A 15,841-nucleotide genomic window follows, 5' to 3' on the forward strand; every position below is an offset into this window, starting at 1 on the left:
ATGTCGTCAATAGCACGGGCTGAAACGCGCTGGCAAACACAAATGACATCGTGACTCGTGATCTGTGACTTCGTGAATCGTGAATGGCCGGAGGCGACGGCGTCAATCTCTCGCGACTCACGTTTCACGAACTCACGACTCACCCTTCACGACTCACGCCTCACCGTTCACCCCTCCGCTGCCTCCAGCAACTCGACTACGCGGGCTGAATACTCCCCGGCGCTGGGCGCGGGCGATCCTGATCGCACCGACTCGACAAACGCCGCGGCGGCGAGCGCCAGCGGCTCTTCGTCACCTCCGGCGATGACTTCACTGGGCTTGCAGTCAGAAGTTGGGATAACGTTGCCTTGCACGCTCGCCGGATCGGCGACGGCGTAGTCGAAGAACGTCAGCTTGCGCTGGCCGAAGCGGCCTTCGAAGTGCCACATGCCTCTCGAGCCAACGGCGACGACGCGCGCGGCTTTCACCGGCGACAGCCAGCTCAAGTACACATGCGCCGACACGCCGTCGCTCAACCGGATCGTCGCCACCGCCATGTCGGCGATCTTTGGTTGGATGTAACTGAACTGTTCGACACGAATCGTCGCAACATCCGTCGGTACTAGGTAGCGCAGGATAGCCAGATCGTGCGGCGCGGAGTTCCACCACACGTTCGAGTCGCGCCGAATGCGACCCATCCCCAATCGTTCGAATGAGAGATGGTACAGGCGACCGAGCCGGCCGGTGGTGATCCACTCTTTCGCGCGCCGCACCAGCGGGTCGTAGAGAAAGGTCTCGTCGACAAACAGCGTGACGCTGTGCGCAGCGGCGAGGGTCACGAGTTCACGCGCCTCGACCGCACGCAGCGCCAGCGGCTTCTCGACCCAGCAATGTTTCCCCGCGCGCAACGCCATGCGCGCCAGCTCGAAGTGCGTCGCTGGCGGCGTGGCGACCGCCACCGCGGTCACTTCCGGGTCAGCACACAGCGCGGCGGCGTCGGCGCAGGCGCGCAGGTTGTCGCCCACCGCGCGTACGCGCGCCACATCGCCGTCGCAGACTGCCTCGACACGGAGCCCCGCCGTATTGCGAAAGGTTCGCAGCAGCTTTTCGCCCCAGTAGCCCAGCCCAATCAATCCGATCGCCACGTCACTCACTGCGACGCTCCTTCGGCCCGCGTTAGCCTTGATCTGACATGAACTTCACCACCGAGAACGCAGAGATCGCAGAGGGAGAGTCGGCACGAGAGTATTCGAGCACTTTCCTAAACCCATTGGCAATGGACTTTCGCTTTGCTCCTCCTTGGCTCGGTGCTCTCGGTGTGCTCTGTGGTGAATCCGTTCATATCGCTTCACGGACATACTCGCCGCGAACTCGGTAGACACCGATGCGTTGCGCGCGATTGAAGCGGCGCAAGTTCCACCAGTTCATCAGCGCGACGCTGGCTAACAGCAGCGCAATCAACGCTCCACCGGGCGCGGCTCGCCGCACCGCGACCGTCGCGACAGCGGCCGCAACGAACGTCAGCACGCCGAAGGCCGCCTCGAACAGCCTTGGGTGCGTGAGAATGAAGCGCAGCGCCAGCACGTCACGCAGCACGATCACCGTGCGGCTGATGCCGTAGTGCGACACGCCGTGCTGACGGCGTCGATCGTTCACCGGCACCTCCGCAACCTCGTGCGCGCGCACGCCGAGAATCGCGGGCAGAAAACGGTGCAAGCCGGACGGCAGATGGAGGTCGCCCAACACCTCACGGTCGTACGCTTTCAAGCCACACCCGTTGTCGTGCACCGGCAGGCGCGTCACCGCCGCGATCAATCTATTGGCAATCATGGACGGCAGCACGCGCAGCAGCGTGCTCTCCTGGCGCTGCTGGCGCCAGCCGGTGACGACTCGCACTTCACCGTGCAGCGCGGCGAGCAAGCGCGGGATGTCGTGGGGATCATTCTGCCCGTCGCCATCAAGGGTAACGACGCGGTCGCCACGGGCCGCGTGGAAGCCCGCCGACAGCGCGGCCGCTTCGCCGAAGTTGCCGTCGAGATCGAGGACGCGCAGGCGCGGCTTCTCGGCATTCAATGCACACAACTCGGCGCGCAACTCAGTGAGCGTGCCGTCGCGGCTGCCGTCGTTGACGAAGATGATCTCGAAGTCGGAGGTCATCGCACTCACCACTGCGCAAATTTCGCGACACAGCAGTCCCGCATTGCCTGCCTCGTTGAACACCGGCACCACCACCGACAACGCCGGCAACGCCAAATGACCCGCGCTCATCGGCGGAAGAACGCCACCACCGCGTCAGCCACCCGCTCGACTTCGGCGTCGGTGAGATCGGGAAACACCGGCAACGACAGAATCTCGCCCGCGAGTTGCTCCGCGCGGGGTAGCGCCGGCCCTTCGCCGTAGGCGCGCAGCCACGCCACCTGGCGGTGCAACGGCACCGGATAGTGAATGCCGGTCTCGATCTGCGCGCGCTTCAAATGCGCGGCAAGCGCGTCGCGCTGCGGCGTGCGGATCACGTACTGGTGGTAGACGTGCACTTCGCCCGGCCGCTCTACCGGAACACCGACGCCCAACGGCGCAAACCGTTCGCTGTAAAACGCCGCGATGGCGCGCCGGCGTTGATTGCGCGTGTCGAGATGGCGCAGTTTCACCCGCAACACGGCGGCCTGCGCCTCGTCGAGCCGGTAGTTGCCGCCATAGATGACGTGATGATTCTTCCGTTCCTGGCCGTGGGTCTGCAGCAGACGCAGGCGCGTGACGATCGCATCGTCCGCGGTGGTCACGAACCCCGCATCGCCGTATGCGCCGAGGTTCTTCACCACGCCGGCGCTGAAGCAGCCGACGGCGCCGAAGCTGCCGACGCGCCGCCCGTCGCGCGCGGCACCGTGCGCGTGCGATCCGTCCTCGATCACCGCGATGCCGCGCACCCGGGCCAGATCCAGCAATGGCTGCAAGCGCAGCGGCGCGCCGTAGAGGTGAATCGCCATCACCGCGCGTGTCCGCGGCGTCAGCGCGCGCGCGACCTGCTCGACATCGGGTCCGTAACCGTCGGCTTCCACGTCCACCACGACCGGCTGCGCGCCGGTGAATCGGATCGCTTCGACCGCGGCGATGAACCCGTTGGCGTGGACGATGACTTCGTCGCCGGCGCCGATCCCCAACGCCGCGACACCAAGGGCGAGAGCTTCGGTACCCGACGAAGTTCCCACCGCGTGCGGCACGCCAACATAGGCCGCGATCTCCTGTTCGAAGGCGCGCGTGTTGGGGCCCTTGAGCAAATGCATCTCCGCCAGCATCGCCGACCAGGCCGCGGCAATCTCGGTCGCCAACAGCGCGTGCTCGCGCTTCAGGTCCAGGAGAGGAATGGTTGTGCTCATCCGATTGGCGGTGCGGTCCGCAACATGCTGGCAATGGGTCCGTCATACCGGCGAAAGCCGGTATCCAGCCGGGGGCTTGGGGCGCGATCCTGGATTCCGGCTTTCGCCGGAATGACGAGTGGAGATGTCGCTCGACTTTTGGTGCAACGCGCCCCAGCCTGTGCCGGCTTGGCGTTCTTGGCGACTCGACGGTGAAGTTCTCTTCGCATCAAAGTTCGTTCAGCCATCAGCGCGCTTGCGCACCAAAACGAGGCGTTGCTCGTCGCCCTCTTCGACCGCGGCCGGCAGCGGCACGCGTTCGTAGAGATCGCGCGGCGCCGCCGGCAACTGCTCCCACTCGCGACGAGTCATCAGTAGGTAGCGCGGCGCCGCCGCCGAAAGATCCTTCCCATACACTCCAATGTGGCCGCCCCAATAGAAGGCCGCTTCATACTCAAAGGTCCGGTAGAAGAAAAGTGGAGTCTGCGTGCCGATCACCGCGCGCACCGCAGGCATGAAGGCACGATAGGTGAGATGACCCGCAATCGCCGGCATCACAACTTGCGATGTCAGCACCGCGCCGGCGCACTGGATCAGCAACAGCGCGACGACCACCGGCGGCCACGCCCGCGCCGCCAGCGCGCGCGCCAGCCACCATGCCGCAGCAGCCGCGACCCCGAGACAGCCGAGACTCACTAGCCACTGGCCGCGCAGTGCGGCCGCGATCCACGTGCCGTACGATCCGGCCTCAGTTCCAAAGCGCGCCGCAACCCACTCGACTAGCGGCATACCGAGCGCGGCGAAAATCGTCAGCGCGATGAGCGCGCCGATCAATCCGGCAAGCGTTAGAGCGAGCCCCCGCAGCACGATACGCCACCATCCCGGCATCACATCGGTCGCACCCGAGCGCACAACATCGGCGACCCACGAACCCAGCAACAGGCCGAGCGCGGGATACAGCGCCAGCAGGTAGACGCTGCGCTTGCTGACGGCCAGCGAGTAGAGCGCAAAGACGATCACGATCCACAGCAGCATGTAGACGCGCGGGTCGCGGCTCGTCCATTCGGCGCGCGCACGCCACCACGCCGTCACCGCACCTGGTAGCAGCAACGTCCACGGTAGGAATCCCGCCGCCAGACTCCACAACAAATAGAAAGGTCCGTGGCGGTGGCCGCCTTCGAAGTCGTTGGCATCGAAGAGGCGAAACACGTTTTCGTTCAACAGTTGCTTGCCGACGAACGCGAAGCCGCCGACCCACATCGCCAGCAGGTACCACAGGCCGGCGATGCAGGTTACTGCCGTCAATCCGCGCAGCAGCCGCAAGCGACGCAGCGGTTCGACGTCGCGCTGCACGGCGCAACTTGCGCCGATCAACAACGCCGGCAACGCCACGCCCACGGGGCCTTTCGCCAACACCGCGAACGCCATCCCACCATAGAACGGCAGCAGCCAGCCCGGGCGGCCGTCGCGGCGCGCGAAGAACAAGTACGAACAGAACGCGACCACCAGGCCGAAGGTCAACGCCATGTCGACACGCGCGCCGGTGGCCGCGCGTTGCCACTCGAAGCTGGTCAGCGTGATGGTCGCCGCGCACAACCCGGCTCCGGCGCCCCACAGCGCGACGCCGGTGGCGTATGTCACCAACCCGCCCGCCAGCGACAGAGCTGCCGAGGGCAACCGAATGCTCCACTCGTCAGTGTCGCCGTGGATGACCGCGGTGAGTGCCGCGAGCCAATGAAACAACGGCGGCTTCGACGGGATCTCGCTGCCGCTCGGACCATCGCGGCGCGGAAGGATCCAGCCGCCGTCATGCGTCATCTGCCACACCACCAACGCCTCGCGCGCTTCACCGTGGGTGTGGAACGGATGCGCGCCCAGCCCCCACAGTTGCAGCAGCCACCACAAGCCGATGAGCAGCGCGGCGCCGCCCACTATCAGGAGCGGGGAGCGGCTCGGCTCCGCGCTCGGCCGCGCCGACTCGCCGACAGCCGGCATCACGTCGTCGGTCATGACAACGGGTGGTTCACGACCACAACCTTCTTGCCTTCGGCCGCAATCTCAGTCGGCGGCGAGACCAGCTGCGGCTTCAATGTTTCCAACTCCGTACGATTGATGACGAGAAAGAGTCGTATCGGCGAGGCCCAGGCCTGCAACAAGCGATCGTCTTCGCGCCAAAAGAACGCGCGCTGATCGCCCTGCTCGCTGCCAAACGTCAGCTCGCCGCGCCCGCCAACCTGCACCACGCGACGCTCGGTGTAGAACGGCATGCCCTGCACGTAGTGATGATAGATCACGATCTGATCGTCGGGACCCGCGTGGGCGTGAATCACACGGGCGAGTCCACGGTAGCTATTGGTCACATCGCGCCCGGCAATCGCCGCGCACAAGAGGAGCGACCATCCGACCGCGACCGCCACTAGCGCGCGCTGCGGCGTGGGCGCGCGCCGCGCCAGCCCGCCAGCCACCACCATCACCACACCGCCGACACCGAGCGAGGGGAGGATCCGCGGCACGATCGGGTCCGCGTGCAGCAACGCCGCGACGCCCCCGCCAATCACCATGATCCACCCGAGGTACGTAAAGACCATCCCCATCCGGCGGCCGAGCGGTACGTCCTCGGCTAACGCGACTTGCAACGCGCGCGCCGTCAGCAGCGCCAGCGGCGGAAACGCCGGCAGAATGTAGGTGATCAGCTTCGAGGCCGATAAGCTGAAGAACCCAATCACGACACTCGCCCACAACACGCAGAACCAGGTGCCGTCCGACCACGTCGTCACGCGCGGCAGCGCCCGCCAGCGGTGCGGCAACAACGCGAGCGCCAAACTCCACGGCATCAACCCGAGCACCACGAACGGGAGAAAAAACCACCTCGACTCCTGATGCTCATCCGGTGAGACGAACCGCTTCACATGTTGATCCATGATGAAGAAGTTCAGAAACTCCGAGTTGCGAGTGCTCACCAAGACGAACCAGGGTAACGCCACCAGGGCGAACAATCCGATCCCGATCGGATCGAGCAGCGGTACAATTGCACGCCAATCGCGCTGAGTGATCAGGAAGGCGACGACGATTCCACCGCTCAGCACGACAGCCACCGGCCCTTTGGTGAGGACGCCGAGCGCCACCGCGACATACATCAGGCGATAGAATCGCGGCCGCCGCGCGGCGTCGTGGTAGCCGAACCAGAAGCACACCAGCGTCGCGGTCAAGCACGCCATCAGCGTGGCATCGAGAGTGAGGGTCTGTCCCAACGCAAAGAACAGCGGTGAGGTCGCCAACACCACCACGCCGACCAACGTCGCCCATCGATCGTAGATGCGCCGAGCGATGATCCACGTGAGCGCGAGCGTCAGCAACGCCGACGCGACGGGCACGACGCGCGCCACCCAGTCGGTGATGCCGAAGATGGTGAACGTCAGCATCGTCAGCCAGTACACCAGCGGCGGCTTCTCGAAGTACTTGACGAAGTTCAGCGTCGGCGTCACCCAATCGTGCCGCACCAGCATCTCGCGGGCGATCTCGGCGTAGCGCGCTTCGTCGGGTTCGGCGAGCGCGCCGAAAGCGAGCGAGAAGGTGTAGGCCACCACCACCGCAGCCGCGAACACGAGTGTTACCCACGACGGAATCGCTCCCGCGGCTTCATCGAGAGCCGGGGCCGGTACAGCGGTCATTGTTGGGTCGCAACCGTTCCGTGCCGGCCGGCGAGCGGGCGCGCGACGAGGTCGTGGATCGGCAACTCGGGGGCGCGCAGCTGCTTCGCCTCCGCGTCTAGGCGCACGAACTGGACGTCGCGCTTGACCGCGGTGAGCAGCGCCCTGAACAAGTCGAGGTGCGGCATCCCCTCCATCTCCGCATGAATCGTGTGGACGTTGAGGCCCGCGTGCACGCATCCCAAATAGTGACGCACCAGTTCGGGAGTCGTGGTCGCGACTTCGCCGTAGGTTTCATCCAGCGTCGGCCAGGTACTCGGGATCTCCGGCGTCGCAAAGACATGGCCGTCGACGCGCGGCCGGTACGGCGCCGCGCCGCGCGTGCAACTGTGATAGAGCAGCGCAGCTTCATCGAAGCAGGTCAGGCTGTTCGCCGTGCATTGCCATCCGGGCGCGGCGAACGAACGCGCCGGGTGACCGAGAATCTCTGCGTAGACATCGCAGCCGCGCCGAAACTCGGCGCGCACCGCAGCCAGCGGAAGGCGGGCGAGACGATCGTGCCAATAGACGTGATCGTAGCCGTGGACCCCGACCTCGTGTCCGGCCGCCTCCACTGCGCGCATGATCTCGGGGAACGCGCGCGCGATCTGCGGCCCCGGCAGCAACGTGCCGTACAGCACCGTACGCCAGCCGTACATACCGACCGCGTTGGTGCGGCGCATCTTGCGTACAAACCCGGGATGGAACACCCGCCGAATGGCGCGCCCGGAGTGATCCGGACCGCACGAGATGAAGAACGACGCGCGCACGTCGAGGCGCTCGAACAGCGCCAACAGCGCGGGCACTCCGCGCTGCATGCCGACGTGCGTGTCGATATCAACCTTGAGAGCCAGTCGAGCGGACACGATTCAGTTTTCGATGTGCGATGCGCGAGGCTTGATTGCTACCGCCGGGGCATCAGGTCTGCGTCGTGCGGAACCACTCGATGGTTTTGCGCAAGCCATCGGCCAGCGTGGTCTCCGCCTTCACGCCGAGCACCTCGTGCATCTTGGTGTTATCGGGCACCCGGCGCGGGATGTCCTCGTAACTGGTGCCGTAGACCGACTCCTGCGTAACGAACTTGATGGTCGACGACGAGCGGCCGATCGCGATCATCGTCTCGGCCAATTCCAGGATTGTGGTCTCGACCGCGGTGCCAATGTTGAACACGTCGCCTTCGGTGTTGGGGGCGGTGCCGGCTGCAATGGTGGCCTGGACCGCGTCGTCGACGTAGGTGAAGCAGCGCGTCTGCTTGCCGTCGCCGATCACCGTCAGCGGCTCGTTGCGCAGCACCTGCCCCATGAAGATGGTGATGATGCGGCCGACGTCGAGGCGGTCGAGGCGCGGACCGTAGACGTTGAAGTAGCGCGTGATCGTCACCGGCAACCCCATCTTGTGATAGGCGAAGCAGAAGTGTTCGCCAACCGCCTTCGAGGTCGAGTAGCACCAGCGATCGATGCGGGTCGACCCGAGCAAGCGGTCGTCATCCTCGCGCCACGGCACTTTCGGATTGCGCCCGTAGACTTCCGAGGTCGAGCCGAACACCACCTTCTTGCCGTGCTTGAACGCCAGCTTCAGAACGTTCTGCGTGCCGTTCACGTTGACGTTGAGCACTTCGTAGGGATCGCCGACGTAGTACTCGACGCCGACCACCGCCGCGAGGTGGTAGACGAGATCGGCGCGGGCAATCAGTCCTTCGAGGATCTCGACGTTGAAGATGCTGTCGCGGATGTAGTGAAAGCCCGGCTTGCCCATCAGGTGACGCACTTTGGCGACGGTGCCGGTGTCGAGAATGCTGACATCGTCGCCGCGGGCGAGAAAGGCTTCGGACAAATGTGAGCCGACGAAGCCGCCGCCCCCGGTAATGAGAATTTTCATGTCAGCAGCGCTCCTTCGGTAATGTCGTAGCGGCGCGCCCCATCGCTCGCCGAGTGCTCGTGTGCTTCGCTCTCCAACTGCACGCGGGTCAGCCGCAGCACCCCGCCGCCGGTTTGGACCACAATCCCGCCGTGCGCGCCAGCCTCGACCGCCAGCACTTGTCCGGGGCGCGGCACCGCGCCACCGCGGTCGACGGCCGGCGCTTCAACGCGCTGCGCCTCCCAAACGAACAGTTTGCGCCCGCGCCAGATGCCGAAGGCGCCGGGATAGGGGTGGGTTACCGCGCGCACGAGATTGCGGATCGTGGCGGCGTCCGCGCCCCACACGATGCGGCCATCGTCGGGCTTGCGGCCGCCGAAGTAGCTGGCCGCACGATGGTCTTGTGGGATGCGCGGGGCGCGGCCGTCGCGCAGCAACGGGTAGGTGTCGCGCATCAACACGGCCGCCGCCTCGGTGAGCTTGCGAAACAGCGTCAGGGCAGTGTCGTCGTCGCCGATCGGCACGGCGCGTTGCGCGACGATGTCACCGCGATCCGGTTTCACCTCCATATAATGAAGGGTCACACCGGTCTCGCGCTCGCCGTGGATCAACACCCAGTTGACCGGACAGCGGCCGCGGTAGCGCGGCAGCAGCGAGCCGTGCAGATTGAGCGCCCCGCGCGGCGCCAGCGCCAGCAACTCGGCGCCCAGCAGTTTGCGATAGTAGAAGGAGAAGATGAAATCCGGCGCCCAGCCGCGTACGCGCGCGATCCACTCGGGCGCGTTGACATTGTCGGGCGCGAACACCGGGATGCCGTGCGACGCGGCGAGCACGCGCGCCGAGCGGAACCAGACTTCTTCGCCGGGATCGTCATCGTGGGTAAACACGGCCGCCACCGTGGCGCCGCCTCGCAGTAGTTCCTCCAGGCAAACGTAGCCGATGTCGTGATAGGCGAAGACTACCGCGCGCATGGCATCATCACTCACAATCGTTAGAGCCGATGAATCGTGCGGATCCGATAGGTCGGACGGCGGCGCACTTCGAGATAAATTCGTCCGACGTATTCGCCAACCAGTCCCACCGCGAAAATCAGCACGCCGATGAACACGAACAGAATGGCGAACAGCGTGAACACGCCCTCGCTTTCCGGCCCGACGAAGAAGCGGCGGATTAGCAGGAACACACCGAAGCCGACGCCGGCGAAGGAGACAATCAATCCCGCCAGACTCACGATCTGGATCGGCAACAGCGAAAAGCCGGTCATCAAATCGAACGACAGGCGCATGAGCTTGAGCAGCCCGTACTTCGACGTGCCGCTGAAGCGGTCGGCATGCCCGACCTCGATCTCCGCCGTGCGCTTGGCGATCGAGTTGGCGAGCGCCGGGATGAAACTCGATCGCTCGTCGCAATCGATGATCTGACGCACCACCGCGCGCCGATAGGCGCGCAGCATGCAGCCGTAGTCCTTCATTTTGACGCCGACCGTGCGCGAGGTCAGTTCGTTGATCGCGCGCGACGCCAGTTTGCGGAAGGTCGGGTCCTGACGCGCCTCCCGCCAGCCACCAACGACCTCGAACCCCTCGTCGATCTTCGCCACCAGCCGAGGAATTTCTTCGGGCGGATTCTGCAGGTCGCCGTCGAGCGTGACGATGATCTCGCCGCGCGCGGCGGCAAAGCCGGCGAGCACAGCGGCATGCTGGCCGAAGTTGCGCGTCAGCTCGATGATGCCGACGTGCGCATCGCTCGCGCTGATGCGCGTGAGCGCCTCGAGCGAACCGTCGGAGCTGCCGTCATCGACGTACCAGATCTCGTACGACCGCCCGAGTTCGCGCATCGACTGCACCAGCCGAGTGTGCAGCGTCTCGAGGTTCGCCACCTCATTGTAGATCGGGATCACCACCGACACGTCGATCGCGGCGGGCGTCGTCTCGGGAGGTGCGTCCATGACATCCATGGCTGGTACGGAGCGGGCGGGTAACACCGCGAAGACATCCTTTCGGTTGGTCGAGTGCAGACCACAAACGGCTACGGAATTCAATTTGGTGAGCTTGACGCCTGCGGTTGCGGCCGTTATCACCAGCCGCGTTGCGGCTCACATTCCACCAATCGGCTCGCGCCGCGCGCCCAGGCATCCTGACCGCGCTCGTCGTGGTGGCCGTTGCCGGCTGCGCGCCGGTGCACGCGCGCAACCTGCCCGCGCATCCGTCCACGACGCCAGCGTCATCGTCAGCCACACTGACCATTCACGAGCCGGTGGGTATGGCGCGCACGAGTTGGCCGGTAAGCACCGGCGTGCCGTTTCCTCGCGGCGTTCTACGCGAGGCTACGACGATCGCGGTGAAGACGAGCAAGGGCAGCGCGCTCCCGGTCCAGACTCGCGTGTTGAGTCGGTGGGACGATGGCAGCGTGCGCTGGTTGCTCGCGGACGTTGCCGTCACCATCGCGGCGCACGACACCGCGAAGCTGACCGTCACGGCCAACGGAGCAGCTTCACCGGCGTCGAGATCGCGAATGCAGGTCGTCGAAGGCAGCGACGGCGTGGCCATCGACACTGGTCCGTTGCAGTTCACCGTGCCGCGAACGACCTTCGCGATCCTTGACGACATCCGTTTGCACGGACACCCATTGCGCGCCGGTCCGTTGCGCGCGTTCATGACGCTCGATCAACGAATCGAACCGCGGCCACCGCGTGCCGTCACCGTACGCGAGAACGGTCCGTTGCGCGCGCAAATCGAAATGCGCGGACAACTCGCGCCCGGCTTCGACTACTTGGTCCGCGTCCATGCGTACGCCGGTCAGCCGTTCGTGCGCATCTTCTTCACCTTCGTCGCCACCGGACCAGCTGAAACTACCGCCGTGCGTCAACTCGCCATCACGTCAGCGCTGCCTGCATCGACCTATCGACTCGGCCTCGAACATGCACCCAGCACCGGGCGTGTCCCCAAGGCGGGCGTCAAGTTGATCCAGCTCGACAACCAAGTCTTCCGCCTCAACGGCAAGCGGCACCAGGGCCACGCGGCAGGCTGGGTCGAAGCCAGCGGAGCGTCCGGCGGCATGGGCATCGCCAGCCGTTTCTTTTGGCAGGAGTACCCGCAGAGTTTCGAAGTCATGCCCACGACGCTCACCTACAATATGTGGGCGCCGAGCGCCGTGCCGGCGCAAATCGGCGTCGGCGCGGCGAAGACCCATGAGTTCGTCGTCAACTTCTTCGATACAATGCCGCCTGCGGAGACAGCCGCAGCGCTCGCCGAGCCGCTGACCGCGCAGATCGATCCGCTGTGGAGCGCCGCGACCGCGGCCTTGCCGAACGCGATCGCACCCGGCAAGGATACCGACGCCTTTCTCCATCGACTCAACAACGCCCTGCCGGACGTTGAATCCCACACCGCCGCGGAGCGATGGGACGAAGCGGCGCACGGCGATTGCCCGCCCGCCGGGAGCGAGCGTGTACGCATCGGCGCCTTCGGCATGCTCAACTGGGGCGATTGGAACTACCCCGGGCTGCACGACACCACGAAGGGCTGCGATGCGTGGGGCAACCTCGAGTACGATCTGACGCAAGTCGCCGCGCTCGCGTTCGCCGCCACCGGTGCCGCGACCTACCACGAGTTGATGACCGCCGCCGCGCGCCACTTCATGGATGTCGACGTCATCCACGCCCAGCCGCAGCAGCCGAAGTGGATCGGCATGAATCATCCCAAGAACCCGCTGCACTTCAGCTTCGCGCACAGCGGTGTCGATCTCGGCCACACGTGGACGGAAGGTCTGATCTCCTACTTCTACTTGACCGGTGACGACCGCGCACTCGACACCGCGCGCGGCATTGCCGACTACCTCGTGCGCCGCCTGCAAGCCGGCGTCGTGCGCGGCAATCCGCGCCAATGGGGCTGGCCGGTGATCGCGTTGCTGGCGGTATCGCAGGCCACCGGCGAGCCGCGCTACCTCACGGCCGCGCGTGACTACGCGCAGCGCGGGATGAAAGCGTTCGCTCCGACCGACCTCAGCAGCTGGAAGATCGGCATCCTCGCCGATGCGTTGGCCAACACGCACGCGGCGACACGCGATGCCGACATCGAACAGTGGCTGCGGACCTACGCAGGCGCTGTCGCAGCGAAACCTGACGGCGATCTACGCTTGTACCCCGCCGTCGCCTACGTCGCGGCGCTGACACACGACGCTCGACTGGCGGCCAGCGCCCGCGCCGCGGCTGATCGCATCCAGTTCGGCAGTTGGGCCAAGCCCTTTACGATCGCCGGCCGCACCGGTTTTCGGATCTTGTCGTTGTTAGAAGCAGAAAGCGCAAAGTCGAAAGCAGAAAGCCAGATGCATAGATGACGCGACCGGTGCTCGTCTGTGCTCACGAATCACGACTCACGAATCACGGCCCACGACATCACCATTTCGCGCCGTTCAGTACGTGCACCGCCCGCTTGGCCTTGCGGTCGCGGCGCAGCAGAACATACAGCGCACCGGCACCGCCGTCGCACGCGCGGGCGCTGGCAAAGGCGAGGATGAATCGTGACCACCGCCCACGCGCCAGCCAAGTGGCGACGCGCTGCTTCAATACCGGGACGTGATCCTTCGAGTTGAGCCCGCGGCCGTGAATGATCAACACGCAGCGCTGCCCCGCTTGATGCGATGCGAACAGGAAGCGATCGACAGCGACGCGCGCCTCAGCGGCGGTGAGGCCGTGCAGATCGAGGTGCGCTTGATACGCGAACTCCCCGGCGCGCAGCCGCTTGAGTAACCGCGGGTCGACACCGTCTGCGATCCCCTCCACGTGTTCATCGCTGTCGCTGATGTCGAAGTGACCGGTGCCGGCCACCAGTTCCGACAACTCCGCGAAAGCTTCCGCGTCGGCACTGACAACCGCGCGGGCAGCCGACGCCGGGGGTGGGACATCAACACGCGCGCGTTCGCGCTCGCCGAGTTGCCGAACGCCGGCCATCTCATTCAGAAACGCGCTCAGATCGTCGGCGGCGGCCAGCGGTTCCGGTTGTAGCTTCTGCACCGGTGCGACCGGCGTCACCGCAACCGCCCGCTTGCCGATTTGGCGAAACGGTTGGTACTTGAACTCTTTGGTCGCCGCCGGGCGCTTGTCTCGTCGCCGCATGCCACACGTCGTCGCTGTGGCCAACGTTAGCCGTCCAACCATATCAATGGAAGGCAGCGCCCGTCAGTATTCTTATCGGTATTCTTCTTCTCGGCCGAGGCGGCTTTGCAGAAGCAGGCCCTCGATACGATCGCTTCGCGATCTACTCGGGCAAACGGATTCGGAAGAAAGTGAAGAGAAACCGCATCCCCGAGTAGCCGGCCTGAGTAGCAGCCGCAGGCTTCATATCGAAGGGCGGCGTATCAAGGGGCCACTTTTCGTGCAAGGACCCCGGGGCTGGCAACGAGGTGCAAGGTTCGCTATCTGAAGTCTCGCTCTGCCATCAGTATAGAGGCGACGACCATGGCCAAAGACAAATTGTACGCCGTCCCGCGCCCGCTGGTGACGGATTTCACCTTCAGCGCCGACACCGCTGCGGTGTTCGACGAGATGCTGATCCGTTCGGTACCCTTCTACACCGAGGTCCAGCGCATGATCAGCGAGATCGTCGGCGACTTCGCGGTGAGCGGCAGCAACATCTACGACTTGGGCTGCTCGACGGGCGCCACTTTTCGCATGCTCCAGTCGATCGAGCAGGACGTAAACTTCATCGGCATCGACTCCTCCGCCGACATGCTCGAGCGCGCCGCGGAAGAACTGCGCCAGGCGAATTTCACTCGCCGCCACGAATTGCGCCGCCAGGATATGCACGAGGGGCTGCACCTCGAGAACGCCTCGGTCGTCATCATGAACCTCACCCTGCAGTTCGTGCGCCCGTTGTTTCGCGAGCGCGTGATGCAAGCGATCTTCGACGGGATGAACCATCAGGGCTGCCTCATCTTGGTCGAGAAAGTGTTGGCGGAGGAGTCGCTGATGAACCGGCTGTTCATCAAGTACTACTACGATTTGAAGCGGCGCAACGGCTACTCGGACATCGAGATTTCACAGAAGCGCGAGGCGCTTGAGAACGTTTTGATTCCGTATCACCTACGCGAGAACGAACTCTTGCTGCGCAATGCCGGCTTCCGCTGCACGGAAGTATTCTTCAAGTGGTACAACTTCTGCGGCCTGCTGGCACTGAAATGAGCATTACTCCCGAATCGCGGGCCAACGCGGCGCCACCGGCGAGCGGCGCCGTGCAAAGCATCGGCCGCTTTGTCTTTCGCTTCCGCGACTACTTGGCGCCGACCGGGCTCGTCGTGATCTTGCTGCTCACTCACCCGGAACACCTCTTCGGTAGCAAGGTGGCCAACATGTGGGCCGACCTGTTGGGGCTGCTGCTGTGTCTGACCGGCCAAATCGTGCGCGTCACCGTGATCGGCTACGCCTACATCGTGCGCGGCGGCGCGAACAAGCAACTGCACGCGCCCACGCTGGTGTGCGAGGGCTTCTACGCGCACAGTCGCAATCCGATGTATCTGGGCAACTTCCTGCTGCTCACCGGCTTGGCAGTCATCTACAACTCGCGCTGGGTCTATGCCTTCGCGCTGCCGGCCTACCTCGGCGGCATTCTGTCGATCATCCGGGCGGAGGAGTCTTTTCTGCACGAGAAGTTCGGGACGGACTATACCGACTATTGCCGGCGGGTGAATCGATTCTGGCCCCGACTTCACGGGCTGCGGGAGACCCTCGCGCCCATGACGTTCGATTGGAAGCGGGTGTTGCGCAAAGAATACGGCACTACCTTCGCCTGGACGTCGGCCGCGATCGCCATGTTGATCTGGGAACGGCTGGTCCATTTCGGCTACCACGCCGAGGCGGGGAAAATCATGTTCCTGGCGCTCGCTTACGTGCCGATACTCGTCGCGTACGGCACCGTGCGCTGGCTCAAAAAAACGCACCGGTTGGATTCTTGAACCGGGCTTCACCGC

General features: G+C 64.9%; 13 protein-coding genes. 3 read left to right on the forward strand and 10 right to left on the reverse strand.

Features of this window, described 5'->3' with window-relative positions:
• Positions 1–167: 167 nt before the first annotated feature.
• From HYR72_02255 to HYR72_02295, 9 genes are all read right to left on the reverse strand, one after another.
• A complete protein-coding gene (locus HYR72_02255; protein MBI1813781.1) occupies positions 168–1,133 on the reverse strand; it encodes a Gfo/Idh/MocA family oxidoreductase in 966 nt (321 codons plus the stop codon).
• A 184-nt stretch (positions 1,134–1,317) separates the two neighbouring features.
• The gene (locus tag HYR72_02260) at positions 1,318–2,247 is read right to left on the reverse strand and encodes a glycosyltransferase family 2 protein (protein ID MBI1813782.1); all 930 of its coding nucleotides are present in this window, start codon (positions 2,245–2,247) and stop codon (positions 1,318–1,320) included.
• Positions 2,244–3,353, reverse strand: a complete 1,110-nt coding sequence (locus tag HYR72_02265; protein MBI1813783.1) for a DegT/DnrJ/EryC1/StrS family aminotransferase — start codon at positions 3,351–3,353, stop codon at positions 2,244–2,246. Before HYR72_02265 ends, HYR72_02260 begins: the two co-directional genes overlap by 4 nt.
• A gap of 219 nt (positions 3,354–3,572) precedes the next feature.
• On the reverse strand, positions 3,573–5,342 hold the full coding sequence (locus tag HYR72_02270; GenBank protein MBI1813784.1) for a glycosyltransferase family 39 protein: 1,770 nt from the start codon (positions 5,340–5,342) through the stop codon (positions 3,573–3,575).
• Complete coding sequence (locus HYR72_02275; GenBank protein MBI1813785.1) at positions 5,339–7,003, reverse strand: glycosyltransferase family 39 protein; 1,665 nt, start codon at positions 7,001–7,003, stop codon at positions 5,339–5,341. The genes HYR72_02270 and HYR72_02275 overlap by 4 nt, the downstream gene beginning before the upstream one ends.
• The gene (locus tag HYR72_02280; GenBank protein ID MBI1813786.1) at positions 7,000–7,839 is read right to left on the reverse strand and encodes a polysaccharide deacetylase family protein; all 840 of its coding nucleotides are present in this window, start codon (positions 7,837–7,839) and stop codon (positions 7,000–7,002) included. The genes HYR72_02275 and HYR72_02280 overlap by 4 nt, the downstream gene beginning before the upstream one ends.
• 100 nt (positions 7,840–7,939) lie before the next feature.
• Positions 7,940–8,899, reverse strand: coding sequence for an NAD-dependent epimerase/dehydratase family protein (locus HYR72_02285; protein MBI1813787.1), 960 nt, complete (start codon positions 8,897–8,899; stop codon positions 7,940–7,942).
• Positions 8,896–9,849 (reverse strand): formyltransferase, encoded by a 954-nt coding sequence (locus tag HYR72_02290; protein MBI1813788.1) that lies wholly within the window; start codon positions 9,847–9,849, stop codon positions 8,896–8,898. The genes HYR72_02285 and HYR72_02290 overlap by 4 nt, the downstream gene beginning before the upstream one ends.
• A gap of 20 nt (positions 9,850–9,869) precedes the next feature.
• Positions 9,870–10,823: a glycosyltransferase gene (locus tag HYR72_02295; protein ID MBI1813789.1), complete on the reverse strand. Its 954-nt coding sequence runs from the start codon at positions 10,821–10,823 to the stop codon at positions 9,870–9,872.
• Between the two features lie 140 nt (positions 10,824–10,963).
• Here HYR72_02295 and HYR72_02300 point away from each other — a divergent pair, with 140 nt between their 5' ends.
• Entirely contained in the window at positions 10,964–13,213 is a 2,250-nt protein-coding gene (locus tag HYR72_02300) for a hypothetical protein (GenBank protein ID MBI1813790.1), read from the forward strand.
• Between the two features lie 58 nt (positions 13,214–13,271).
• Here the strand turns inward: HYR72_02300 and HYR72_02305 are convergent, their stop codons facing one another.
• Positions 13,272–13,826 carry a Smr/MutS family protein gene (locus tag HYR72_02305; protein ID MBI1813791.1) on the reverse strand — a complete coding sequence of 185 codons (555 nt, stop codon included), beginning with the start codon at positions 13,824–13,826 and terminating at the stop codon, positions 13,272–13,274.
• Between the two features lie 507 nt (positions 13,827–14,333).
• On the opposite strand from HYR72_02305, the gene cmoA reads away from it, so the two are divergent.
• Both cmoA and HYR72_02315 read left to right on the forward strand, forming a co-directional pair.
• On the forward strand, positions 14,334–15,056 hold the full coding sequence (cmoA, locus tag HYR72_02310; GenBank protein MBI1813792.1) for a carboxy-S-adenosyl-L-methionine synthase CmoA: 723 nt from the start codon (positions 14,334–14,336) through the stop codon (positions 15,054–15,056).
• Positions 15,053–15,826, forward strand: coding sequence for an S-isoprenylcysteine methyltransferase (locus HYR72_02315; protein MBI1813793.1), 774 nt, complete (start codon positions 15,053–15,055; stop codon positions 15,824–15,826). The genes cmoA and HYR72_02315 overlap by 4 nt, the downstream gene beginning before the upstream one ends.
• The last annotated feature ends 15 nt before the right edge of the window (positions 15,827–15,841 follow it).

The organism is Deltaproteobacteria bacterium (genome assembly GCA_016178705.1).
Taxonomy (GTDB): domain Bacteria; phylum Desulfobacterota; class Binatia; order HRBIN30; family JACQVA1; genus JACOST01.